Source organism: Thiocapsa roseopersicina (assembly GCF_900106925.1).
Classification (GTDB): Bacteria; Pseudomonadota; Gammaproteobacteria; order Chromatiales; family Chromatiaceae; genus Thiocapsa; species Thiocapsa roseopersicina.
This window is the reverse complement of record NZ_FNNZ01000007.1, coordinates 145,460-169,514: the sequence shown is the minus strand read 5'-3', so window position 1 is coordinate 169,514 and position 24,055 is coordinate 145,460. Positions and strand designations below refer to the sequence as shown.

Below are 24,055 nucleotides of genomic sequence, written 5' to 3'. Positions count from 1 at the left end.
CGTGACCGACGACGATCCTTTCAGCATACCCGGCGACGCCGGTGCGACCGTGATCCGTCCGATCCCCGGAGGGCGGCGATCGGCCGCCGCACCGGCGCGACCGGCTGCGCAGCCGCCGCCCTTCTCGGGCGTGCCACCGACCTGGAGCGCGGTCGGGCAAACGGCGCCGGTCGTCAATCCGCTCGTGAGCTGCGCGGCGGGTCTCCTGACGATTGCCGCGGAGCTGCGCGGGACCGTCTCTCATCCCGATCCGGCCGGTCTGCGCGAGGGGCTCGTCCGCCAGGTGCGCGAGTTCGAGACCTGTGCCCGTGCCAAGGGTTTGGTGGATGCGGTCGTGCTGCCCGCGCGCTATGTCCTCTGCGCCCTGATCGATGAATCCGTCCTGGATACACCTTGGGGGACCGAGAGCGTCTGGAGCCATCAGGGACTCTTGATCAGCTTCCACAACGAGACCTGGGGCGGGGAGAAATTCTTCAGTGCCTTGGAGCGCTTGCTCTCCTATCCGAGCGGCAACCTGAATCTCCTGGAGCTCATGTATCTGTGTTTGGCGCTGGGCTTCGAGGGTCGCTACCGGACGCGCCCGGACGGCCGCGCACAGCTCGATCGCGTCCGCGAGCAACTTTTTCAGACCATCCGCACCCAACGCGGCGACCCGGACCCGGAGCTGTCGCTGCATTGGCAGGGGGCGAAGGTGCGGCGGGATCCGCTGATCCACCAGCTGCCGCTCTGGGTCTTCTCCGCGATGGCCGGCCTGCTTCTCGCCGGACTCTTCGCCTTCTACAGCATCTCGCTGAACCGTGATTCGGATCCCGTCTTTCTCTCGCTCAGCCAACTCGACCGCGGGTTGGAGGTGGTGGTGGATCGCCCGAGGGTTCCCTTCGCCGAGCCGCCGCCGGCCTCGCCGGACGCGCCCGCGCCCCTGACCCTGCGTATCCTGCTCGCCGAGGAGATCGCCGCCGGGCGTTTGGAGGTGGAGGACAGGCCCGCGGGCCAGACCGTCATCATCCGCGGCGACGGACTCTTTGCCTCCGGCAGCAGCAGCTTGACGCCGGGCTTGATGCCGTTGATGCGTCGGATCGGCGAGGCATTGGCACGTCTGCCCGGTACGGTCCTGGTGACGGGGCACTCCGACAGCGTTCCGATCAAGACGCTGCGCTTTCCTTCGAACTGGCATCTCTCGCGGGAGCGTGCAGAGCGCGTCATGGCGTCGCTCGTGGAGGTCGTCGGCGACCCGTCGCGCTTCACCGCCGAGGGACGCGCCGATACCGAGCCACGGATCCCCGAGAATCCGAGGGATGCTCGCAACCGGCGGGTCGAGATCACCTTGATGGGGCCACGCGGCGGGGGAAGTGCGACCTCCGATGTGGCCAGTGTGCAGCCATGAAAGCGCTGGCTCGATTCCTCGGCTCACGCTGGTTTCTGACCCTGCTCGGGACGATCGCGCTGGCCTTGTTGATCTGGTTCATCGGCCCGCTGGTCGGCATTGCAGGCGTGGAGCCCTTGGCGTCGCCGCGCAGCCGATACATGGCCGTCGGGGCCCTGTTCGGGGTCTGGGGTGTGGTGCGGATCGGCTCCGTCGTGCGTGCGCGGTTGCGCAATCGCCGCTTGATGGAGCAGCTCGCGGCGCGTCCGGCCGCTGCGCCGGACCCGGCCAAGGCGGCAAGCGAAGAGGAGCTGCAGGTCCTGCGCGAGCGTTTCGATGACGCATTGGCGGCGCTCAAGGGATCCGAGGTCCGGCACCGACTGGGCGGACGCTGGGTCTACCAGCTGCCTTGGTATCTGATCATCGGCCCGCCCGGATGCGGCAAGACGACCGCGCTCATGAATTCGGGCCTGCGTTTCCCGCTCGCCGAGCGTCTCGGCCAGGATGCGGTCCAGGGTGTCGGCGGGACCCGCAACTGTGATTGGTGGTTCACCGACGAGGCGGTCTTGATCGACACCGCCGGACGCTACACCACGCAGGACAGCTACGAGCAGGTGGACAGCGCCGCCTGGCAGGGTTTCCTCGGGCTGCTGAAGAAGCACCGGCCGCGACGCCCGATCAACGGGGTGTTGGTGGCTGTGAGTCTCGCCGACCTCATGCAGCAAAGCCAAACGGAGCGCACGGCGCATGCAGAGGCGATCCGCCGGCGCGTCCAGGAGCTGTGCAAGACCTTCGGCATCGCGATCCCGGTCTATGTGCTCTTCATGAAGGCGGATCTGGTAGCCGGTTTCATGGAGTTCTTTGCGGACCTGAACAAGGAGGGGCGCGAGCAGGTCTGGGGCGTGACCTTCCCCTACGACCCCGAGGAGAAGACCCCGGCGGCGCTCTCGGCCTGTCCTGCGGAGCTGGCGGCGCTGGTCGAGCGGATCGACCAACGTCTGCTGACCCGCATGGAGCAGGAGCGCGAACCGGGAAAACGCTCCCTCGTGTTCAGCTTTCCAAGGCAGTTCAATGCACTCGGCGATGCACTCGAGCAGTTTCTGCAGGATGCCTTCACGCCGTCGCGTTTCGAGATTCGGCCGCTGGTGCGGGGCGTCTATTTCACCAGCGGCACGCAGACCGGCACCCCGATCGATCGGGTACTGAGCGGGTTTGCGGGGAGTTTCGGCCTGGCTCGCCAGGGTCCGCTCCCTTTCAAGGGGACGGGAAAGAGCTTCTTTTTGACGCGTTTGCTGCGCGATCTGATCTTCACCGAGTCGGGGCTCGCAGGGCTGAATCCGCGTCTGGAGCGTCGTCGGCGTTGGCTCAGACGAGGGGCCTATGCCGGGGTCTTCTCGGTCCTGTTGCTGGCCGGCGCGGCCTGGACCACAAGCTACTCGCGCAACCTGGCCTACATCGACGAGGTCGCCCAGCGCGTGGTCGAGATCGAGGCCAAGATCGATGCCATCCCGGTCGAGGAGCGCAACCCGCTCGGCGTCTTGCCCCTTCTGGATGCGGCTCGCGCGATCCCCGGCGGATACGCCGACCGCGGTGAGTCTGTCCCCGTCAGTATGGGTCTCGGCCTCTATCAAGGCGGCAAGCTCGGATCGCAAGCCGAGCGGGCCTATGACCGCATTCTCGCCAAGGCCCTGCTGCCGAGGGTCATCCTGCGTCTGGAGGAGCAGATCCGCGAAGCCGGCGGCGACCCCGACTATCTCTACGATGCCTTGCGTGTCTATCTCATGCTCGACAGCGACGAGCACTACGACCCCGAGGCCGTGCAGTATTGGGTCGGGCGCGATTGGCAGCGCAGTCTGCCGCGCGAGACCACCACCGAGCAGCAGGAGGCGTTGCGCGATCATCTTTCGGCCTTGCTGGTGCGCCGGCCCGCACCCTTGCCGATCGAGCTCGACGGGGCGCTGATCGCCGACGCGCGGGCCATCCTCAACCGAACGTCCCCGGCCGAGCGCATCTACGCCCGTCTCAAGCAGGATGGACCGGGCGACGACCTTCCCGATTTCTCCATCAGCGATGCCGGCGGAGACTTCGCCAAGCTGGTGTTTGCGCGTCGCAGCGGACGACCGATCAATCAGGGCGTTCCCGCACTCTTTACCTACGACGGCTACCACCGCGGATTTACGAGCGCGAGCAGCCGACTGATCGAGGCGGCGGAGAAGGAGGCATGGGTCCTGGGTCCGGATGCCCGCCTCTCGCCCGGGTCCGACGGCGCTCGGCGCGTGCTCGAGGAGGTTCGCGAGCGCTATCTGCGCGACTATGTCGTTGAATGGACAGCACTGCTCGAGGATATCGATCTGGTCGCCGTGCGCGATCTGCATCACGCCTCGGAGGTCGCGCGCATCCTTGCCGATCCGGAATATTCACCGCTCAAGCGACTGCTTGTCGCGGCCGCCCGTCAGACCGAGCTGGACCGCCCCCCGCAGGACGAGGAGTCCGCCGCGGATCAGGCCGCAGGGCCACTGCAGGGATTCCGTCAGCGTGTCGAGAGCTACTTCGACGACACGGACCCGGGCGCGCCGTCCGCGGAGGCCCCGGAGGCGTACGTGACGCGTCGTTTTGCCTGGCTGCATGACCTGGTGCGATCCGACGAGCAACGTCAGGCTCCCATCGAGCGAGTCCTGACCGCAATGGGCCAGTTGCAACTGCACCTCTCGTCCGTTGCTGCGGCGGCGACCTCGGGTCGCGGTCTGCTGGTACCGGGCGAGAGTGCCGAGATCCGCGATGCCAAGGCGCTCGCGGCGCAGCTTCCGGCGCCGATCGGCGGCCTGGTCGGCACCCTTGCTCAGGACAGCGCCAACATCGCCGCCGGAGGCGCGCGCGCTCAACTGAACAATATCTGGACGGCCGAGGTGCTGCCCTTCTGCCGCGAGGCGATCCACGACCGTTATCCCTTCGTCGCCGGAACCTCGCGCGAGACGACCCTGCATGACTTCGGTCGGGTCTTCGGCCCGGACGGACTGATCGATGCCTTCTTCAAGGCGCATCTCAGTTCGTCCGTCGACACCGCAAGCCCGACATGGCGTTGGGTCGACAAGGCCATCGGGATCCCGGACGAGGTCCTGGCGCAGTTTCAACGTGCCGCCGTCATCCGCGAGGCCTTCTTCATGGGCGGCGGCAAGACTCCGTCGGTCGAGTTCGAGCTTCAGCCGCGCGGCATGGATGCGCGCTTGACCCAATTCACCTTGGATCTCGGAGGCCAGATCCTCGATTACCGGCACGGTCCGTTGCGCACGCAGAAACTGCAATGGCCGCCGCCGGACGGCGCCTTGAGGGCGCGTCTGGTCTTTGTCGACACCAGCGGCGGCGGGCCAAGTCTGACGGAGGAGGGGCCCTGGGCCTGGTTCCGTGTGCTCGACCGTTCACGACTCACCGCCACCAATCAACCGGAGCTGTTTCGGCTGACCTTCGCCGTGGCCGAGATGTCCGCGCAGTTCGATCTGCGCGCGATCAGCGTGCGCAATCCCTTCAAGCTCGACGAGCTGAGAGGGTTTCGCTGTCCGGGGCGCCTATGAGCGAGCGGGACTCGGGCGCACCCGGCTTTTACGGCAAGTTGCCGAGTCTCGGGGACTTCGTGAGCCGCCGTCTGCCCGCGGAGCTCGTCCAGCCGTGGGATCTGTGGCTGCGCGAATGCCTGGTGGAGAGTCGTGCCCAGCTCGGCGATGCCTGGCTCGAGACCTATCTCACCAGCCCCTTATGGCGCTTCGTCCTGACCCCGGGCGTGGCCGGCCGGAGCGCTTGGGCGGGCGTGCTGATGCCCAGTGTGGATCGGGTCGGGCGCTATTTTCCCTTGACGCTGGCCTGTGGGCTGGAGCCGGGGGTCGATCCGTTACGACTGCTTGCCGCACCCGATTGGTTCGAGCGGGCCGAGGCGGTGATGCTCGCCGGGCTCGACGAGGACCGCTCGGTCGACGACTTCGATGCAATGACCCTGGATCTCGGCGTTCCGATCGACCGGCTCCCCGGTCTCGGCACGGTCACCGCAACCGCTCAGGTCGGGTCCAACGCCTGGCGGATCGGCGTCGCCTCTGCCTCGGAGCTGGGCAACGTCTGCTCGACCCTGTTGGCGTGTGCGCTCGATCAGGTCTTCTGCGCCTACAGCCTCTGGTGGTCGAGCGGCTCCGAGCAGGTGGCGCCGTCCTTCCTCGCCTGTCAGGGGCTGCCGCCGACGGACGGTTTCAGCGCGCTCCTCGCGGGCGATTGGTCCGAGAGGGGATGGCGGGAGCTTGATCAAGCCGCCCCGGCGCTCCCGAGCGAGGAGCCGAGATGAGTCTACGACCGGCTCAACTGCACTGGACATCGGCCGGTGTGACCCATCCCGGTCGGGTCCGAGACGTCAACCAAGACGCCTACTTGGACCGCCCCGATCTGGGTTTGTGGGCCGTCGCCGACGGGATGGGCGGGCACAGCGACGGCGGCATGGCGAGCCGAATGCTGGTGGACGGGCTCGGTCGGATGGGGCGTCCCGGACTCTTGGGGTCTGCCGTCGAATCGGTGCGCAACATCCTGCAGGAGGTCAATCGCCGTCTGTTGGACGACGCGGCTGCGCGGGGCGATGACCTGATCGGCAGTACCATCGTCGCCCTGGTCGCCGTCGGAGACCATTGCGCCATCCTCTGGGTCGGCGACAGCCGTGTCTATCGGCGTCGCAACGGCGAGCTCGTGCAACTGACATTGGACCATACGCATGTTCAGGATCTGGTCGACAAGGGGATGTTGACGCCCGAGCAGGCCGAGCAGCATCCCCTGTCGAATGTCCTGGTGCGCGCGGTCGGCGCCGATGCCGAGATGGCCGTGGATCTGCGCGTCGAGGCACTCAGAGACGGCGACCGCTTCCTGCTGTGCAGCGACGGCTTGGTCAAGGAGCTGCGAGCGGATGTGATCGCGGGCATCCTTTGCCGTGCCGAGCCGGGGGAGGTCGCACGCGATTTGGTCGAGGCCGCATGCGACGCGGGCGGGCGAGACAATATTACTGCGGTGATCGTGGATATCCATCGCTGATGGATCAGGGATGCTCAAGGGCGGAGGCAATCCCGAGGTGGAGATAGACCGGGCGCAATTGCCGCAAATTTCAGGCTATACGACCGAAGCTGTCCTCGGCGAAGGCGGCATGGCGACGGTCTACCTGGCGGTTCAGGAGTCGCTGTCCAGGCGTGTGGCCTTGAAGGTGATGAAACCGCTCCTGATGGTCGATGCGGACTTCTGCCGGCGTTTCCTCAACGAAGGGCGCCTGATCGCCAAGCTCACTCACCCCAACATCGTGACGGTCTACGACATCGGCGCCTCGGACCGCTACCACTATCTGTCGATGACCTATCTTCCGGGCGGCACCCTGAAGGAGACCATCGGTCGCGGTCTGTCGCTCGAGCGCACCTGGTCCATTCTCGGGTGTCTTGCCGATGCCCTCGGATACGCGCATCGTCAGGGAATCGTGCACCGCGATATCAAGCCTAGCAACGTGCTCTTTTCAGGCAGCGGGGCGCCGGTGTTGACCGATTTCGGCATCGCCAAGACGATCGGCAACGAGACCAAGCTGACCTCCACCGGCATGCTGATCGGCAGCATCGGCTATATGAGTCCGGAGCAGGCGAGGGGACTGGAGGTCGACAACCGATCCGATCTCTACAGCTTGGGTGTGCTGCTGTGGCAGATGCTGACCGGCACACTGCCCTATTCGGCGCCGGACCCCTTTGCCCTTGCGCTCATGCACGCGAACGAGCCGATCCCGAAGCTGCCGGGGCACTTGAGCCGGTTTCAGCCCGTCATCGAAGGGCTGATGGCAAAGGATCCCGCGGATCGAATGGCCAGCGCCGAGGAGTTGCTGCGTGTCGTCGAGGGTGTTCTCGACGAGGGTATCGGCGCGAGCACGCCGTCCGACGCCGACGCGACCGTCCTGATGACCAAGATCGCGAAACGTGCCCCGGGACCGCGTCCCGGCACGACCGACGTCCTGGTCGTGCAGCCGCCCGCGCCGCGATCTCGGTTCGGCCTAGCAGCCGCCGTCGTCGCCATCGGCGGCCTAGTGGGTGCCGCTGCCTTTCTCGGGTACGGCAGTCTGCGCACCGACAACTCGGAGACGCCGGACGCCGTTCCGACCGGGCGGACGGGGACCGGGCAGAGCGCTGCAGTGCCGGACAGGCCGGATGAAGCGGATGCGGGTGCACTGCGGAGCTCGGCCCCTTCGTCCGCACCCTTGACATCGACCAGGGAGAGCCTGCGCGACGACAGCGGCGACAGTCCCATGTCCGCCGTCTCACCATCATCCACGGCGGATGCCTCGACCTCTCCTCGGGAGAGCGGACAAAGGCGCATCGATGCCTTGCTCGACAAGGCCCGTGATCAATGGAACGCCGGGCGTTTGACCGAGCCTCCGGGAGACAACGCTTTCGAGAGCTACAGCCGTGTCTTGGAGCTCGACCCGGAGAACCTGCGGGCGAGACAGGGACTGATTCAAATCGGGCGTGTCAACGCGGCAACGCGGATCTTCCTGTCTGCCGACGCCTTGTTGAAACAAGGCGCGATCGACGAAGCTCGGAGGATGATCGAGACGGGACTGAGGATGAATCCGGACGATGAACGTCTAAAGGCACTTCAGCGGGCGCTTGAATAGGTCGCGTGTCGTTCAATCGCGTTTCATTCAGACCGAATGACGCGCTGTTCTCGGGGTTGTTGTTCCGAATACCCCGGACTAGGCTCAAAGCAGCGAAGCGCGTTGCGTGCGCTTCCCCGCTGCCGTCTCGACACGCACATGTCCGCCCGTGCCCGTGATCATAGGAGCCAATCCATGAAACGAAGCCTGATCCTCGTCGCGATCGTGTCGTTTTTCTTGACCCTCCCGCTCGACGCCCAAGAAGGCGGAAAGATGTACCAGGCAACGACCAACTCCAATATCCGGGCGGCGCCGACCACCAATTCGCAGAAGATCGGTTATCTCAAGGAGGGCAGTCGTGTGCGGGTGATCGGCAGCGCGGCCGGGGGCAATTGGCACCAGGTGCGTTTGAACAGCGGCCAGATGGGTTTTGTCTACGGAAAGTTGCTCGAATCCGGCGACGGTGACGGCGCCTTGGAGTCCGGTGTCCCCAGCTTGACGGGCGGGCCGACCGAGGCGCCCGAGGCAGCATTCGCCTACATCATCTGGCCGCAGAACGGTGAGGTGATCCCCGGGGGTGATTTCGTCGTCTTGTTCGGTCTGCACGGGATGGGAACGGCTCCGGCAGGGGTGGACAAGGAGCACACAGGTCATCATCACTTACTGATCGATACGGATCTGCCGCCGCTCGATCAGCCGATCCCGGCAAGCGACAACTTTATCCATTTCGGCCGAGGTCAGACCGAGTATCACCTGGTCTTACCCAAGGGCGAGCACACACTGCAATTGTTGCTCGGCGATGCGAATCACGTTCCTCATACGCCGCCGGTCATGTCCGAGCGGATTACCGTGACCGTGCCCTGATTGTCCGTTTGATGATCCAATCGCACCGGTATTAAACCGCGCCGGCTCCGACAGTCGTCGGAGCCGGCGCGGCCAAGCTACTCCGACACATGACGCATACCGCACCGGGCGCGGTTTAGGGCAGGGAGCGCGCGACCCGAAAACCGTGCAGGTAATAGCGCACGTCGCGATCGTAATGATTGCGGCGCGTCGTGCGCATGTACTCAGACTCCAGGTTCCAACTGCCGCCGCGCAGCATCCGGGCGACGCAGTCTCCGCGAAGCCAGGCCGAGCCGTCGGCCGGCGCCCCCTCGTAGGAGCGATTCACGCAGTCCATGGTCCATTCCCAGAGGTTGCCGTGGACATCGTGGAGCCCGAATGGATTGGGCGCGAAGGATCCGGCCGGGGACGGCCCGCTTGCGTCCCGCCGAGTGCCGCAATCGCTGCAGTTGGCGTTGCCTGTCCCGGCGTCGTCGCCCCACCAGAAGGCGGTTGTCGACCCGCCGCCTGCGGCATACTCCCACTCCGCCTCGCTCGGCAGCCGGTAGGATTGCCCGGTCTTGTTGCTCAGCCAAGCGGTGTAGGCTTGCGCATCGTCCCAGCTCACATTGCCGACGGGCAACTCACTGCCGGCGCCTTCCTCCGGGCTGAACCAGCAACCGCCCTCGCGTAGACAGGCGTCCCATTCGGCCAGGGTGACCTCGTAGACACCGATCGCGAAGGGTTCTGCAAAGGTGACTGCATGTTCGGGTTTTTCGTCCGGGCGGTGTCGGTCCGAACCCATGATGAATGTACCTGCAGGCACCGCGACCATCAGCGGGCACAGATCGCAGTCGCGGAAGGTGCCTTGCGCTGTGGTCGTGACCACGTCGGTCGGCCGATCGTCAGTGTTCGCCTCGGCGTTGCGCGTCGGTTCGGGCGGGATGGTCGCGTTCTCGGTGTCCCCGGGCGGTCGGCCGTTCAGCGACCTGATGCGTATCTCGGCGAGACGTGCAAAGCGCCCGTCCGGATAGGCCGCCAGGTAGGCCTCGAATTCGGAAGGATCCTTGCTGTCTTTGATGGTCTCCCAGAAGGCAAGCTCCTCCCAGAACGCGAGGTCGCCGCCTGCTTTGGGTGTCGCTGCGGTTTCCGCAAGGAGCGGATCGACCTGAAAGCCGACGGCGCAGAGGATCACCGCCAGGGCGAGTGCAATCGGGTTTTTCGAAGCAGATGACATGGTCTTTCGCCTAGGCTCCCCGAGCGCACGCGCGATCGACCGCCTGCATACCGAGGCGAAAGGCGCGCGACAGGCGTGAAACAACGCGGTTTTTCGAGTCTAGCATCGCCCGATCCGCGCATGTAGCCTGCCGTCTCCATCTGCGCATTCGCGCGATCGGCGTTCGCGTCGCTCGATGTCAGTCGGCCGCTTGGTGATCCGCGTCCGGCGCGCTCTGTTTGCTGCACAAGCGATTGACCTGCTCCAGACAGGCGACGCATAGACAGTCCCGATACCGGTCGCCGAGATACTCCAGCGCCTCCGCGGTGAGTGCGACGCTCAGGCAGCCGCATCGCTCGACGCGGTTCGCTTTGCATTCGAAGCTCGATCCGCAGCGCGGACAGGTCTTCGTCTCATGCTTTCCCATGCGCGTTGCTCTCGATATCCGTGTTGGCGGGTGCGGTGATCGACCGTCTTGCTGCGTCTCCGAATCACGGGGCGAGGTGCCGAACCGGGTCGTCGTATCGGTTTATCGTGTTTGCTTGGACGCGCTCACAGTCTACACCCTCGCTCCGACACCTTGCGGACCGACGCGCCTCCTCGTCGTTGCGGTCGCGCCGTCACTTGCGATAGCCTCGCGCGTCCGTCGACCCCGTTCCGCGACGGTCATCCCTCTATATCCCCGTGATCGAGGTCCGGCATGCTGCTCGAAGAGACCGACCGTTACGCCCTGCACCGGCAGGGGCGCTATCTCGTCGTCGCCTTCGCGCGTCCCCATCGTGTGCTCGGCACCTGTCGGGTGAACGGTGGGATGTCCGATTCGTTGACCCATCTCGCGAATCATCAGAGTTGCGAGGGTGTCGCCCACTTGGCGCGCTACGAGACGGTCCTGGGTCTCGGTGCCCGGGACTATCACGCACGGACGTGCGCCGAGGCCGGGCTTCCGCCCGAGACGACGGCCCTCATGGGGACCGCCGCCAATATGCAATGCGCGGTCGTCGCGCACGCGGATGCGGAGGATCTTCGCGTGACGGTGGTCGCCACCGCCGGCGTGACCGGCAACGCCGTCCGTGCGGGCGATCCGGCCGGTTGGCACGAGGAGGCCGACGGCAGTCGTCCCGCCCGTCGCGGGCGTTCCGGGGAATCGGCGGCGCGGACCGGATCCGCAGGCCCGACCGCCGGCGATCCACCGCCCGACGACTCCGGCTCGGGAACCATCGTCACCCTGGTGCTGATCAATCACCCCTGCACGCCCGCGTGCATGGTTCGTGCGGCAACCATGGTCACGGAGGCGAAAAGCACGGCTTTGCTCGATCTGCGCATGCCGAGTCTACAGTCGCCAGGTCTGGCGACCGGCACCGGGACCGATCAGCTCGCCGTCGCCGCCCCGCTGGCGCGCGAAGCCGAGTGGGAGCGTCACTGGGCGGGCGGTCACAACACCCTGGGCGAGCTGCTCGGGCGGGCGACGCATGACGCCGTCACCCGCTGTCTGTTGCTTCAGAACGGCATTGTTCCCGAGCTCAGGCGAACCATCTGCGCGGCCTTGAGCCGTTTCGATTGCGACGAGGCTGCGCTGCGGGCCTGCGCGGAGTCCGAGCTGGACGCGCCGGACGCAGCCGTCTTCGCCGAGAATCTCCAGGCCATCATCCATGATCCGCACAGCGCCGCAGCGGCCTATGGTCTGGCCGAGATCCTGGATCTGGTGCGCATCGGGGTGCTGCATGCCGAGGTCGCGCGCGAGGCGATCCTGAACCAGGCGGCGTTGCTCGGGGCGGCCGTCGCGGTCAAGCCCGAGCGATTCGTCGCGCTGCGTGCCGAGCTGGAGCCGCATCAAGCGTTGCCGGAAGGGCGCTTGGTCGCGCTCGCCGTCGTGCGGGGGTTCGCACACAAATGGGACTGACTGAGCATCTCGCACTTGTCCTCGCGGCCTGCCTCCTCGATGCCCTGATCGGGGATCCGGTCTATCGCCTCCACCCGATCCGGGTCATCGGGGCCTGGAGTCTCGGCTGGGAGCGTCTTTTGTTTGCCGTTGGGCTGAATGGGCGGGTCGGCGGTGTCCTGCATTGGTTCCTGGTGGTCGGGGGCGCGCTGGCGGCCTGGTGGGGCGTTCGATCGGGTCTCGGCGCGCTGCATCCGTGGGCGGCATTCGCCTGGGATGTCTTCATCGCCTACAGCCTGATCTGCACCCGCGATCTCCTGGATCACGGGCGACGAGTGCTCGAAGTGCTCGACGATCTCCCGCAGGCCCGTGCCCGGCTGCGGATGCTGGTCGGTCGCGATACCGAGCAACTGGAGCGCGACGGCATCGTGCGCGCGACCATCGAGAGCCTCTCGGAGAACCTGACCGACGGGGTCCTGACGCCCCTGTGGGCGCTTTGTCTCTTCGGGCTTCCGGGTCTGATCCTGGTGAAGGCGGTGTCGAGCCTGGATTCGATGGTCGGCTACAAGAACGAGCGCTACGGTCGTTTCGGCTGGGCCGCGGCGCGCTCCGATGATCTCGTCCATTGGCTCCCGGCCCGGCTCTCGGTCCCCTTGATCGCGGCCGCTGCGGCACTGCTCAAGCTACACCCGCGGCTGGTCTTCCGAGCCGCGCGCGACTATCACGCCATGCTCCCCAGCCCGAACTCGGGCTGGGGCGAGGCTGCCTGCGCCGGTGCGCTGCGGGTGCGTCTGGTCGGCCCCATCCGTTACGGCGGCACCTTGGTGACTGAAGCCTACATGGGCGACACCGACTGGCCGGCGGATCTCGATGCCGGACACCTGAACAGCGCCTTGCGTCTGATCCTGGTCGCGGCACTCCTGGCGCTGCTGCTCGGTTTGGCGGTTGCGCCGCTGCGCTTGCTCATGCCCTGGTGAGCACCCCGCCCCGGCCGTTCAAACCCTCCACCGATCAGGTCGACCCGCTCAAGCGTTTTTTGATGCGCCGGAGTCCGAACCAGGCAAAGCCGATCACGAAGGGCAGGGCGATGCCCATCCACAAGCCCGCGTCGATCGGAAAGCCGCCGCTTTCCAGACCCTTGAGCGCGTATCCGATGAGGCCGACGCCGTAGTAGCCGATCGCGATTACGGACAGCCCTTCGACGGTCTCCTGCAGGCGCACCTGCATCTGAGCGCGGCGATCCATGGACTCCAGGAGCCGACGGTTTTGCTCCTGCAGCGAGACATCGACACGCGCGCGCAAGAGACTCGTGATACGGGCCGCGCGCTCGGCCAAGTCATGTTGACGCCGTTGGGTCGATTCGCAGGTCGCGATGGCGGGCGCCAAGCGCGCGTCGAGGAACTCCGACAGGGTCTGCAAGCCTTCGATCCGGTTTTGGCGCAGCTGATCGAGACGCTGCTGGATCATCTGATAATAGGCACGCGAGGCATCGAAGCGATAGGTGGTTCGGGCCGAGACTGCCTCGATCTCCGCCGCAAGGCTGGTCAACTCGGCGAGCAGCTCGTTCTCGAAGGCCGGCTGGCCGGACGCGCCCTGACTCGACAGGCGTAATGCCACCATCGCCAAGCGACGATCGGCTTCGCTGAGGGGTCCGGACACTCCCCGTGCCAAGGGGAACCCGAGCAGAGCCATGCCTCGGTAAGCGTTGATCTCCAAAACGCGCTTGGCCAGTCGTCCGGCCTGATTGTCGGACAGACCGCAGTCGCGCAGGAGGACCCAGGAGTACCCATCCGCATGAATCTTGTGGTCCGACCAGGCGCGCCCTGCACCGCCCACCACCTCCGAGCCGATGACGGGATTGCCGTCGAAGAGCGCGACCAGCTCCTCGTTGGTGCGTTCGGGCAGATCGCAGGTCTCGATGGCGAGCGAGGTGGCGGTGATCACCTCGCCGGGCAGGTCGCGCAGCCAATCCTGCGGCAGCTCGTCGAGCAGGGGATCGGCAAAGGGGTGCTCGAAGGCGCCGCGCTTGCTGAAGGTGTAGGTGACGAACTCGGTATGACGTTCCCAGCGCAGCCGCATGGGTCCCAAGTCGATCCAATAATGCTGATCGACCGTCTCCGGGACCGGCAGCCCGTAGTGGGCGAGGAGTCGCTTCAGGTGCTCGACGTTGCGACCGCTCCCGCGCTCGCCCGAGACCGCGGCGAGATAGGAGACGCGTTCCGGTGCGCGCAGGGGTTCGAAGGTGCGGGCGTGCAGCTCGTCGGTGACGGTGTGACGGAGCGGATGCTCTCGAAAGGGGAGTGACATGCCGTGATGATCCTTGTTGGGCGGCGCGAGTGTAACCCGTCGGACGGCGCCTCGTACCTGCGCGAGATGCGCCGTCCTCGGCGGCTGTAAGGGATGTCGTCATCCCGTGGAGAAGCCTTGGCGTCAATCCGTGCAGCGGTGGGCAGGTCCGAATGGCCCGCCGCTCGATTCAGTCGGGTTGTTGATCCGTGTCGGTGTCCGTCTCCGGCGAGCCGGCCTCGGAGCCTTGAGGTTGATTGCCGGTGTGCTCGGCCTTGCGCTTCTGTTTCTCCTCTTTCTTCTGCTTCTTTTGGAGGTCGCGCTGACGCTTTTCGAACGCGTAGTTTGTCTTGGCCATCGTGATTGCTCTCTGATTATCGGTGCCGGGACAGTCGATTCTGTCGGCCGAGCACGGGAAAAGGTCAAAAGTGAATCGTCCCGATCGATACCGGGCAGGTCGGGGTCGACACTCGAGTCTGGATCGGAGCCGCCATCGCGAACCGGCGATCCCTCGGCCCGAAGCCTGACTAAGGGTACCGCGAACGGCCTGGCCGGTCTGCGAATACTCCCTGCCGTTGCCGTCAACCGCGATGCAGCTGGCCTTGTCGCGTCGACGCAGCAGGCGGGTTCCCGGCAACGCCGACCGATGTGATCGCGGCCGCGATCAGGGGCTGCATATGCGACTCCGCATGCGGTTGCGGCAGCAGTCTAATCGACAGGCGCCGATATGTGCTCGTCGAGGGGCAGGCCGATGCGTCCGGGCTCGACGATATCGGCTCGCCCGAGCACGGTGACGATCTCGTCCATGAGATGCACGAACGAGGGCGACAGATGGTCGATCACCTTGCGGTCTTTGGCCTTGAGGCTGTTGCCGATGTAGATGACTCCGCCGCACCCGACCTCGCGTTTTGCCGCGCGGACATTCTTCCGGCTGTTGTCGACGACGATGCAGGATCCGGGCTCGACGCCCAATTCCCTGAGCACGAACTGGTAGCCTTTCGGATCGGGTTTCGGATGCAGCTTGCCGTGTTTGTCCAGCGTCGAGATGGCATCGAAGATGTGCTCGGGCGGGAACATCTCCGTCAGGCCCTTGAGTGCGAGCACCCGGAAGACGTTCTCGCGGACACCGTTGGTCAGGATCGCGACCTCGATTCCCCGTTCCTTCAGTCGCGCGAGAGCCTCCCGGAGATTCTCGCCCGCGGGAGCGATTCCCCGATAGTCGAGGCTGTCCGTGCAGGCGGCGATGAGCCTTGCGAGCGTCGGCTCTATCGGCGCATCGACGGGCTTGAGCAGCTTCGCCGCATGGTAGAGGAGCGGCCCGAGCTGCAGGCTTCCGCCCGCATCGTAGATCGCGCGGCCGGCGAGTCGCACCATCTTCAGTGCACGTTCGCCGAACTGTGCGCCGATCGCCGCGAAGACCGACAGGGTCTGGGCTTTGAGTCCGACGTCCTCGGCTTCGGTCGTGACGACGCCATCGAAATCCAGCAGCAGGAGTCTGGAGTCGCGAACAATTCGGGCGGGAAGCCCTGCCATGCATCACTCCTCGCCGGACAGGGCGAAACGGAAAACAGGTAGCCGTGCGGTCGAATTATAGCGATTCGCCCCGTCGGGTCGCCCCCGATCTGTCCGACGGTCAGGTCGCGTCGTTGCGGCAGACCCGCCCGAGCGTATCCAGCCCTCCGCTCTTCGCCCGATAGAGCAGGCCCGCGACCAAGGCGGTAAAGGGGGCGACCGTGATGAGTCCGAAGCTGCCGACCAGGATGTTGAGGATCTCGGCGGCGACGAAGGGGGCGTTCAGGATATTCTGCGCCGGCAGACCCTTTGCCATGAACAGCAGGAACATGCAGATGTGGCTGCTCGAATAGGCCAGCAGCAGGGTCGTGGTCATGGTGCCGATGACGGCGCGACCGATGCGCAGCCCGGACGCGATATGCTCGACCGGTCCGATTTCGGGCTTGCTCTGCTTGATCTCCTCCATGCTCGCGGCGATGTCCATCGCCAGATCCATGACCGCACCGGACGAGGCGATGAAGACGCTGGCGATGAAGATGTCGGTGAGACGCAGCTCGTAATAGCCCGCGTACAGGAGCGATTCGGCGAAGGGGCGGATGGCGCCGTGCAGATTGAAGGCATGCGCGAACCAGACGGCGAGTGCGCAGGTGAGCAGGACGCCGAGCATGGACCCGGAGAAGGTCGCGATGCCGCGGCGAGTCAGACCGCCGACCGAGAAGGTGATGACGCCGGTCAGCACGGCGACGATGGCGAGACCCGTCGGGATCGGCGCGTAGCCGAGGAGCAGGAGCGGGAAATAGAGCTTCCAAAGCACCAGCGCGGCGAAGATGAAGGAGAGCGCGGCCTTGAGCCCGGTGACCCCGGCGACGGCGATCAGGAGTGCAACGAAGATCCCGATGAGCAGGAGCTGCATCTGTAGCCGATAGTGTCCCCGGGCCATCCCGTGGCTCGGCTTGCCGTCGAGCATGTCGTACTCGACCAGCACGATTGCGCCGGCTTCGTAGAATTCGTCGAGCTCGAGCTTGCCGGTGAGCATGTTGGTGACGGCGATCTCCTCCCCCTTGGACGGCCCGTCCAGCAAACGGACCGTCAAGACCTGGGCTTCTGTCTTGATGATCAGGTTCGTACGCACTGCGCTGTTGTCGACGGCGGTGATCAGGCCGCGGGCATGCAGGCCGCGCTCGGCGTGCGGGTCGGGCGCCAGATCGAGAAAGAACAAACCGATGCAGACGACGGCGATGACCGCCGCAAAGAGCCATTCGCGACCTATTCTCGACACGTACCGATACCTTGAGCTGAGGATTGCGCAAACAAGAAAGGCGCCGCGAAGGCGGCGCCAAGGGCAGGGCGGGCCTAGGTAAAGCTAAGCCGTTGTCTTGGTTATGGGCATGCCTTCTTGACAGGCAGCTCGGGCAGGCGCATAAGCGTGGCGAGGCGCTTGGCGATGTCCGTGTTGTCGTAGAAGCCGGCCAGGCGAGTCGCGGCCCATCCCTGTGCGTAGACGGGGACAGGAACGCCGGTGTGGGAATACGAGGTCCAGCCGATGCTGGCCCGCTCGTTCAAGATGTGCGTGATGGTGACGACGATCGGCTCGTAGCCGCCGTAGAGGAGCTTGTTCTCGTCCTGGCTGTTGTCGTTGGCGCCGCACATGGACTGGTCGTAGGCGTCTTCGAGCTTTTCCTTCTGGTAGGCGTTCAGGTCCGCCCAATCCATGCCGAAGACATCGGACATGAGCCCGAGCATGGCGGTATCCCGTGCGAGGTTGTCGGATGCCTGCCAGCCGTTGCCACCGCAGAGGGTCTCGCTGTTGGCGGCCTTGTGCTCTGCCCACTGGTTCTCTCCGAAGTACTCGAAGCTGTTGGTCTGGCCGAGCAGGCGATCGTAATAGGCCGTATAGGCGGTCGTGGCATGGCCGACGGTCATCCCGCCGGTCTCGTGGTCGCCGGTGACGACGATGAGGGTTTCGTTCGGATGCCGGCTCGCGAACGCGACGGCGACCCCGACCGCGGCGTCGAAATCCAGCATGTCGTTGATGCTGGCGACCGCGTCGTTCGCATGGCCCGCCCAGTCGATCTTGCCGCCTTCGACCATCAGGAAGAAGCCTTTGCGAACGGGGCCTTTTTCCTTGTATCCGCGCTGCTTCGGACGCTCTTCGAGATTCGCGATCGCGACCTCGACCATGTCCTTCAGCGAGAGATTGCCCTCCGGGCGGTCGATCGCGTAGGGCATGGCGGAGCTGCGATCGAGGGTCGGGTTGATCGCGACCACCTTATCCATCGGCTGGGTCTTGAGCGACAAGATGGACGCGCGGTCGTTGAGAACCGTATAGCCGTTGGTGCTCAGCAGATCCCAAACATTGTTCTCGGTGTCCCCGGAGCGTGCCGGTCCCTCGGGTGCGACCAAGCCGCCGCCGCCGAAGAATTCGTAGCCGGTGTTTGCAAGCTGGGTCGCGATGTTGTTCATCAGGCCGCGATTCGGCACGCTGGCGTAATAGGCGGCCGGTGTAGCGTGATCCAAGGAGACGCTGGAGATGATTCCGACCTTCTTGCCGCTTTCATGGGCAAGCTCCGCAACACTCTTGTAGCAGGAGGTTTGGGTTTCGGGATCCATGTTCACGACCCCGCTCTTGGTCTTGAGCCCGCTCGCGAAGGCCGTACCCGAGGATGCCGAGTCGGTCATCAGCGCGTAGGCATCGTAGGTCGTCTGCATGCCCGCAACGGGCATCTTGCTCATGTTCAGGCGATTCTCGGGGCGCAGGAGATCTGCGGCGACGGTCGCGTCCCCGCCGTTGATGGTCGTCAAATAGGCCTCGGTGGCTTGGATCTGGGCGTTCGCCATACCGTCGCCGAGGAAGAAGAACACATACTTCGGCAGCGCGGCGCTTGCCGATGTCGCGGCCACAAGCATCGCAGTGGCGGACAGGTTGAGGATCATATTGCGCGGTTTCACTTGCCTTCTCTCCGCTTCTCGTCATAGTTGACCCCGGAAAGGCGGGGCCGGCGGACCGGCGGGAAGCGGCCAAGAAATTGGGCGTGCCCCGAACGGCACGGCGCAATCTACAGAAAGACCCTTGCATTCATGTGACAATATGCCGAACGTTTTGCGACGTCTTCTGCTGCTTCTCCTGGTCGTGTCTGCACCCTCGAGGGCCCAGCTCGACAGCGTCCAGGGCAATGCTCCGCCTCTGCGTTCCCAAGCCATTTCCGCACCGACCGTTCCCGAGGCATTACAGCCTTGGATCCCCTGGGTTCTGGAGGGCGGTCCCGAGGGGCAGGATCAACGCGCCTGTCCGATCGATCCGGCCGACGGCGCACGGCTCTGCGCTTGGCCCGGACGGTTGGATCTGGCGCTGAGCGGGGAGGGCGGGACATTCGCTCAGGTCTGGCAGGTCCTGGCCGAGTCCGCGGTGCCGCTGCCGGGCGACGCGGATGCCTGGCCGCTCGGGGTCGAAGCGGACGGGGCCGAACTGCCGGTCGTCCAGCGCGACGGCCGGCCGACGGTGACGCTCGCCGCCGGGGTGCATCGGGTAACCGGGCGGTTCGTCTGGGATCGTCCGCCGGACGCGCTCGTGATCCCGCCCATGATCGGGCTGGTGTCGCTTGTGAACGATGGCGTCGCGGTACCGACACCGCGTTTGGATCGGACCAATCGTCTCTGGCTCGGTGACCCGACCGGGTCCGAGACCGAGCGCTCTGGCGATCGCCTGAGCCTGGAGGTCTATCGACGCATCCAAGATAGTCTGCCGCTCGAGGTCCTGACCCGGCTTCGACTCGAGGTGTCCGGCGGCGCGCGCGAGGTGCGGCTGGGCCCCGTACTCTTGCCCGGCGGGATCCCTTTGCGGATCGACAGCCCGTTGCCGGCGCGGCTCGAAGAGGACGGGATGCTGCGGGTGCAGGTGCGTCCCGGGCGCTGGGCGCTGGATGTCGTAGAGCATCACCAAGGCGACCTGTCCGAGCTGTCGCGTCCCGAAGCCGGCGCTCCTTGGCCGGAGCGTGAGATCTGGGCCTTCGCGGCTGAACCCGCGCTGCGGCGGGTCGAGCCTTCCGGACTCGATGCCGTGGATCCGCGCCAGACCGGGATCCCCGAGGAATGGTCGCGTCTGCCGGTCTATCGGGTCGAGCCGGGTGGCGTCCTGCGTCTGACCGAGCAGGTCCGCGGGGATCCGGATCCCGGGCCGGACCGTCTGCGCCTGGATCGCGAGCTTTGGCTCGACTTCGACGGCAAGGGCTACAGCGTGCAGGATCGCATCGGCGGTCAGTTGTCGCGCGGGTGGCGCCTGGACGCCGGTCCGGCGCTTGAGCTGGGCGCCGTGACCGTCGACGGTCGACCCGTGCTCATCACGCGTCTGAACGACGCCGCGTCGCCCGGGGTCGAGGTCAGACGGGGCAGCCTGGATGTGGTCGCCGATGCTCGGCTTGAGTCCGCACCCGGACGCGTTCCGGCCTCGGGCTGGGCGACCGAGTTCGAGAGCGTCGACGCGCGGCTCTATCTGCCGCCGGGTTGGGATCTCTTGACCGTCCAAGGCGTCGACAACCTTCCGAGCACCTGGATAGGGCGCTGGAGCCTGTTGGATCTCTTTCTGGTGCTGATCACGGCACTGGGTATCGGCCGGATCTGGGGCTGGGGTTGGGCGTTGCTTGCCCTGCTCACGCTGGGCCTGACCTGGCAGGCGCCCGGTGCGCCGCGGCTGATCTGGCTGAACCTGCTCGCCGCCGCGGCCCTGCTGCGGTTGATCCCGGAGGCGCCCGTGCGCACCGGTCTGCAGCGCCTGCGGACCCTGACGACACTCTATTTCCGACTGGCGTTGCTGGGGCTCCTGGTGATCGGACTGCCGTTCCTGGTGACCGAGGTCCGCGACGGGCTCTTTCCGCATCTGGAGCGCCCCTGGATGGCGTTGGGCGACTCGGGATCGGGCATGCAGACCGCAGCTCCCGCGCCTGCGTTCGAGCTGCGCAGCGCGATGGACATGGAAGCGACGTCGAAACGCGAGCGGCTTTCCGACGCACTGGCCGAGCCCGCGGCCCCGATTCCCGAGCCCATCGATCTCATGGATCCCGATGCGCGTCTCCAGACCGGAGCCGGCATCCCGGACTGGCGCTGGAACAGCGTCGATCTGCGTTGGAGCGGACCCGTCGGCGAGGACGAATCGGCACGACTTTGGTTGCTGACACCGACCTTGAATCTGGTGCTCTCGCTCCTCGGCGCCGTTCTCCTGGTGCTGCTCGGTCTGCGGCTGGCCGGGCTCCTCGGCAGTCGCGGGACCCGGGATGCGGGTCTCGCCCTGCTGGTCGCCTTGGGGCTGGGGACGGCGGTCGGTACCGAGCCTGCCTCGGCCGAGGATCTGCCGAGCCCCGAGCTGCTTCAGGAGCTTCGCACCCGTCTGCTCGCCCCGCCGGACTGTCTGCCGCACTGTGTCGATCTGCCCCTCATGGTCCTCGCGGCGGACCCGGATCGGCTGATGCTCGATCTGACCCTGGATGCCGCGGTCGCGGTCGCGGCACCCGTTCCGGGCGGGGCAGGGGGCTGGCTGCCGACCGAGATCCGCGTGGACGGCGAGCCTTCGGACGGACTGCGCCAAGACGCGGCCGGTCGGCTCCTGCTGATGCTCCCCGCCGGCCGACACGCAGTCAGGCTCGTCGGCCCGCTGGCGAGCCGCGATCAGGTCGAGATCCCGCTGCCGATGCCGCCGCGACTGATCCGGGCCACCGTCGAGGGCTGGAACCTCGAAGGGCTGGATGCCGGCGGGCGTGCCGGTGCCCAGATTCGCTTGGTCCGCGTCTCCGACACCGGCGCCCCGCAGGAGGTGTCGCTCGCGCAGGGTGCTTTGCCGCCGCTGCTGCGCGTCGAGCGGACCCTGCGGATGGGGGTCGACTGGCGCGTGGATACCCGTGTGCAGCGTTTGTCGCCGAGCGAGTTCCCGGTCTTGATCCCGGTGCCGTTGCTGCCGAGCGAGTCGGTGCAGACGCCCGGGGTCCAAGTCGAGGGTGCCGCGGTTCTCGCGGATCTGCCTGCCGGGCGCTCGGAGGTGGCCTGGTCGTCGCGTCTGGAGCCGACCTCCGCATTGAGCCTCGTCGCTCCGATGGATCCGCGACTGAGCGAGGATTGGCGTCTCGATGTGGGACCGCTCTGGCATCTGGAGTACGCAGGCATCGCTCCGATCCATCGGCTGGACCCGGGCGATCGCTGGCTGCCCAACTGGCGCCCCCTGCCGGGCGAGACCTTGGTCCTGACCCTCACCCGACCACCGGGCGTCCCGGGACCGACATTGACCATCGATCGCGTCGACACGCGCGTCGAGCCCGGCCAGCGCGGAACCCTTTCGACCCTGACCCTCGCGATCCGCAGCAGCCAAGGCGGCAGCCATGTCGTCCGGCTGCCCGACGCCGCCGAGCCGATCGCCTTCAGTCTGGACGGTCACAGCCTTCCGCTGCCCGATACGGCGCCGGAGGTCGAGCTTCCGCTCACGCCAGGCTCGACCCGGGTCGAGCTGACCTGGCGCGAGGCGCAGCCGCTGACCTTCGGCTACCGCCCGAGTGTGCCGGATCTGCGCAGCCCCGCGGTCAACCTGAATCTCGCGCTGAGCCTACCGGAGGATCGCTGGGTGCTCTGGACCTGGGGGCCGCGGATCGGGCCGGCCGTGCTCTTCTGGGGGATCCTGCTGGTGCTGATCGGCCTGGCCGCTGGTCTGGGTCGCAGCCGCCTGACACCCTTGCGCGTGCACGATTGGCTCCTGCTCGGCATCGGGCTCATCCTGGCCGAGGTTTGGGTCGTGCTGCTGGTGATCGGCTGGCTCTTTGCACTCGGCCTGCGGCATCGCCTGGACCCGCTCGCACGTCCGGCCTGGCGCTTCAACCTGATTCAGATCGGGCTCGTCATCCTGACGCTCGTCGCGCTTGCGGGCCTCCTAGGCGCCGTCCAACAGGGTCTGCTCGGCACGCCCGAGATGCAGATCATGGGGAACGGCTCGACCGCGACCACACTCAATTGGTATCAGGATCGCGGCGGCCCCGCATTGCCGGAGGTGTGGGTGCTTTCGGTCCCCATGTGGGTCTACCGCGCACTCATGCTCGCCTGGGCGCTCTGGCTCGCGATGCGGCTGCTCGACTGGCTGCGCTGGGGCTGGGTGGGTCTTTCCACGCCTCTGATTTGGCGCGAGATGCCCACTGCGGAGCCGAAGCGGCCAAAGGCCAAACGCACGCCTGATGCGGAGGAGATGCGGCTGGATCTTTGAACCTAAACCGCGTCCAGAGTGAAATGCGTCGGTTTCATGTTGTGTCGGGCTCAAGGATTTTTCCGACCTTGGCAGTGACGCGGTTTAGAATTTAATATTTTTTAATAGGTTAAACCGCGCCAGCTCCGACAGTTGACGGAGCTGGCGCAGCCAAGCCAATCCAACAGACAACGCATGCTGCACCGGGCGCGGTTTAATTAAGGAACAGTTGAACCGCAAAGTTTGCGCCTTCCTCGAACATAGCACGCTTGGATGTGGTGCAGGAGACGGTCGAGGCGTCCGTCCGACAGGGCGATCCCGGAGATCGTTGCGTTGTTTCAATGTTCGAGCGAGGGATGATCGTGAGTCGTTTGGTCGTGTTCAGCTTCTTCCGCTATTCGGGGCTGCGTATCCCCGATGCCTTCCTGCGGATGGGCTTTCAGCGGTTTCTGATCGATCGCCGTACCCCGACCGGCCGGATCCGCCTGATGGGCTGCGGCAGCGGCGACGGGTTCTCCGTGGTGCCGGATCTCGGTGCTTACTGCCTGATGCGGGTATTCGCGGATCCCGAGGATGAGGCGCGTTTGCGACGGACCCGCTTCTATCGAGCGGTCGCCGACGCGAGCGCCGAGCAGCTACACTTTACGCTGACGCCGGTTTCCGGGCGCGGAACCTGGGGCGGTGAGGCACTCTTCGACTATCGAGGCGAACAGCAGCCGGATCGGCCGCTCGTCGTTCTCACCCGTGCGCGTGTTGCCCCGACGCGGGCGCGCGCCTTTTGGCGCAGCGTCCCCGAGATCCGCCGACAGCTGCGCGACACGCCGGGCTGTCCCTTCCACATCGGCTTCGGAGAGCATCCGCTCTTGACGCTCGCGACCTTCAGCGTCTGGGAGGATCTGGCTCGGATGCAGACGTTCGCGTATCGCACCACGCCGCATCATCGGGCCGGTCGCGCGTCCCGGCAGGAGGGGTGGCTCAGCGAATCGATGTTCGTCCGCTTCGCGATCGAGCGGATCGAGGGCGATCTCGCGCGTTATCCCCGCCTCGCCGCACTCGTGGCTTCTTGAGTCCGACCCGCAGAACGCCGAGGTATAAGCGGATCTCGACCACGAAAAGACACAAGT

Annotated in this window: 17 protein-coding genes; 10 read left to right on the top strand and 7 right to left on the bottom strand. The window is 66.0% G+C overall.

Annotated features, from left to right (window positions below; genetic code table 11):
• The first annotated feature begins 1 nt into the window (after nt 1).
• The 6 genes from icmH (at nt 2) to BLV04_RS09780 (ending at nt 8,870) form a co-directional block, all read left to right on the top strand.
• Nucleotides 2-1,384: a type IVB secretion system protein IcmH/DotU gene (icmH, locus tag BLV04_RS09805; RefSeq protein WP_093030689.1), complete on the top strand. Its 1,383-nt coding sequence runs from the start codon at nt 2-4 to the stop codon at nt 1,382-1,384.
• Nucleotides 1,381-4,932, top strand: coding sequence for a type VI secretion system membrane subunit TssM (gene tssM / locus BLV04_RS09800; protein ID WP_093030686.1), 3,552 nt, complete (start codon nt 1,381-1,383; stop codon nt 4,930-4,932). Before icmH ends, tssM begins: the two co-directional genes overlap by 4 nt.
• Entirely contained in the window at nt 4,929-5,687 is a 759-nt protein-coding gene (gene tagF, locus BLV04_RS09795) for a type VI secretion system-associated protein TagF (protein WP_093030683.1), read from the top strand. Before tssM ends, tagF begins: the two co-directional genes overlap by 4 nt.
• Entirely contained in the window at nt 5,684-6,418 is a 735-nt protein-coding gene (locus tag BLV04_RS09790; protein ID WP_093030680.1) for a PP2C family protein-serine/threonine phosphatase, read from the top strand. The genes tagF and BLV04_RS09790 overlap by 4 nt, the downstream gene beginning before the upstream one ends.
• Nucleotides 6,419-6,428: 10 nt before the next feature.
• Nucleotides 6,429-8,027, top strand: coding sequence for a protein kinase domain-containing protein (locus tag BLV04_RS09785; protein ID WP_093030677.1), 1,599 nt, complete (start codon nt 6,429-6,431; stop codon nt 8,025-8,027).
• Nucleotides 8,028-8,201: 174 nt separating this feature from the next.
• Nucleotides 8,202-8,870 (top strand): DUF4399 domain-containing protein, encoded by a 669-nt coding sequence (locus tag BLV04_RS09780; RefSeq protein ID WP_175534570.1) that lies wholly within the window; start codon nt 8,202-8,204, stop codon nt 8,868-8,870.
• A 115-nt stretch (nt 8,871-8,985) separates the two neighbouring features.
• Here BLV04_RS09780 and BLV04_RS09775 read toward each other — a convergent pair whose 3' ends face one another.
• On the bottom strand, nt 8,986-10,065 hold the full coding sequence (locus BLV04_RS09775; protein ID WP_093030674.1) for a formylglycine-generating enzyme family protein: 1,080 nt from the start codon (nt 10,063-10,065) through the stop codon (nt 8,986-8,988).
• A gap of 178 nt (nt 10,066-10,243) precedes the next feature.
• Nucleotides 10,244-10,471, bottom strand: a complete 228-nt coding sequence (locus tag BLV04_RS09770; protein WP_093030671.1) for a cysteine-rich CWC family protein — start codon at nt 10,469-10,471, stop codon at nt 10,244-10,246.
• Between the two features lie 273 nt (nt 10,472-10,744).
• Here BLV04_RS09770 and BLV04_RS09765 point away from each other — a divergent pair, with 273 nt between their 5' ends.
• Together BLV04_RS09765 and cbiB are read left to right on the top strand one after the other, a co-directional pair.
• On the top strand, nt 10,745-11,944 hold the full coding sequence (locus BLV04_RS09765; RefSeq protein WP_093030668.1) for an adenosylcobinamide amidohydrolase: 1,200 nt from the start codon (nt 10,745-10,747) through the stop codon (nt 11,942-11,944).
• Complete coding sequence (cbiB, locus tag BLV04_RS09760) at nt 11,935-12,900, top strand: adenosylcobinamide-phosphate synthase CbiB (protein ID WP_093030665.1); 966 nt, start codon at nt 11,935-11,937, stop codon at nt 12,898-12,900. The genes BLV04_RS09765 and cbiB overlap by 10 nt, the downstream gene beginning before the upstream one ends.
• Before the next feature lie 34 nt (nt 12,901-12,934).
• Here cbiB and BLV04_RS09755 read toward each other — a convergent pair whose 3' ends face one another.
• The 5 genes from BLV04_RS09755 to BLV04_RS09740 all read right to left on the bottom strand — a co-directional run bounded on the left by BLV04_RS09755 (nt 12,935) and on the right by BLV04_RS09740 (nt 18,670).
• Nucleotides 12,935-14,230 carry a DUF3422 family protein gene (locus BLV04_RS09755; protein ID WP_093030662.1) on the bottom strand — a complete coding sequence of 432 codons (1,296 nt, stop codon included), beginning with the start codon at nt 14,228-14,230 and terminating at the stop codon, nt 12,935-12,937.
• 169 nt (nt 14,231-14,399) lie between these two features.
• A complete protein-coding gene (locus BLV04_RS24895) occupies nt 14,400-14,567 on the bottom strand; it encodes a hypothetical protein (RefSeq protein ID WP_175534569.1) in 168 nt (55 codons plus the stop codon).
• A 350-nt stretch (nt 14,568-14,917) separates the two neighbouring features.
• Nucleotides 14,918-15,742, bottom strand: coding sequence for an HAD family hydrolase (locus tag BLV04_RS09750; RefSeq protein WP_093030659.1), 825 nt, complete (start codon nt 15,740-15,742; stop codon nt 14,918-14,920).
• A gap of 100 nt (nt 15,743-15,842) precedes the next feature.
• The gene (locus BLV04_RS09745; RefSeq protein ID WP_093030656.1) at nt 15,843-17,000 is read right to left on the bottom strand and encodes a YibE/F family protein; all 1,158 of its coding nucleotides are present in this window, start codon (nt 16,998-17,000) and stop codon (nt 15,843-15,845) included.
• Between the two features lie 101 nt (nt 17,001-17,101).
• Nucleotides 17,102-18,670: an alkaline phosphatase gene (locus BLV04_RS09740; protein WP_245731823.1), complete on the bottom strand. Its 1,569-nt coding sequence runs from the start codon at nt 18,668-18,670 to the stop codon at nt 17,102-17,104.
• A 139-nt stretch (nt 18,671-18,809) separates the two neighbouring features.
• Between BLV04_RS09740 and BLV04_RS09735 the strand changes: the two genes are divergently transcribed.
• Entirely contained in the window at nt 18,810-22,952 is a 4,143-nt protein-coding gene (locus tag BLV04_RS09735; protein ID WP_093030649.1) for a hypothetical protein, read from the top strand.
• A gap of 335 nt (nt 22,953-23,287) precedes the next feature.
• Entirely contained in the window at nt 23,288-23,998 is a 711-nt protein-coding gene (locus BLV04_RS09730; RefSeq protein WP_093030872.1) for an aminodeoxychorismate lyase, read from the top strand.
• Nucleotides 23,999-24,055: the final 57 nt, after the last annotated feature.

Coding starts and splice junctions, on each gene's coding strand:
- tssM (WP_093030686.1), top strand. CDS start 1,381: ATGAAAGCGCTGGCTCGATTCCTCGGCTCACGCTGGTTTCTGACCCTG.
- tagF (WP_093030683.1), top strand. CDS start 4,929: ATGAGCGAGCGGGACTCGGGCGCACCCGGCTTTTACGGCAAGTTGCCG.
- BLV04_RS09790 (WP_093030680.1), top strand. CDS start 5,684: ATGAGTCTACGACCGGCTCAACTGCACTGGACATCGGCCGGTGTGACC.
- BLV04_RS09785 (WP_093030677.1), top strand. CDS start 6,429: ATGCTCAAGGGCGGAGGCAATCCCGAGGTGGAGATAGACCGGGCGCAA.
- BLV04_RS09780 (WP_175534570.1), top strand. CDS start 8,202: ATGAAACGAAGCCTGATCCTCGTCGCGATCGTGTCGTTTTTCTTGACC.
- BLV04_RS09775 (WP_093030674.1), bottom strand. CDS start 10,065: ATGTCATCTGCTTCGAAAAACCCGATTGCACTCGCCCTGGCGGTGATC.
- BLV04_RS09770 (WP_093030671.1), bottom strand. CDS start 10,471: ATGGGAAAGCATGAGACGAAGACCTGTCCGCGCTGCGGATCGAGCTTC.
- BLV04_RS09765 (WP_093030668.1), top strand. CDS start 10,745: ATGCTGCTCGAAGAGACCGACCGTTACGCCCTGCACCGGCAGGGGCGC.
- cbiB (WP_093030665.1), top strand. CDS start 11,935: ATGGGACTGACTGAGCATCTCGCACTTGTCCTCGCGGCCTGCCTCCTC.
- BLV04_RS09755 (WP_093030662.1), bottom strand. CDS start 14,230: ATGTCACTCCCCTTTCGAGAGCATCCGCTCCGTCACACCGTCACCGAC.
- BLV04_RS24895 (WP_175534569.1), bottom strand. CDS start 14,567: ATGGCCAAGACAAACTACGCGTTCGAAAAGCGTCAGCGCGACCTCCAA.
- BLV04_RS09750 (WP_093030659.1), bottom strand. CDS start 15,742: ATGGCAGGGCTTCCCGCCCGAATTGTTCGCGACTCCAGACTCCTGCTG.
- BLV04_RS09735 (WP_093030649.1), top strand. CDS start 18,810: ATGCCGAACGTTTTGCGACGTCTTCTGCTGCTTCTCCTGGTCGTGTCT.
- BLV04_RS09730 (WP_093030872.1), top strand. CDS start 23,288: ATGATCGTGAGTCGTTTGGTCGTGTTCAGCTTCTTCCGCTATTCGGGG.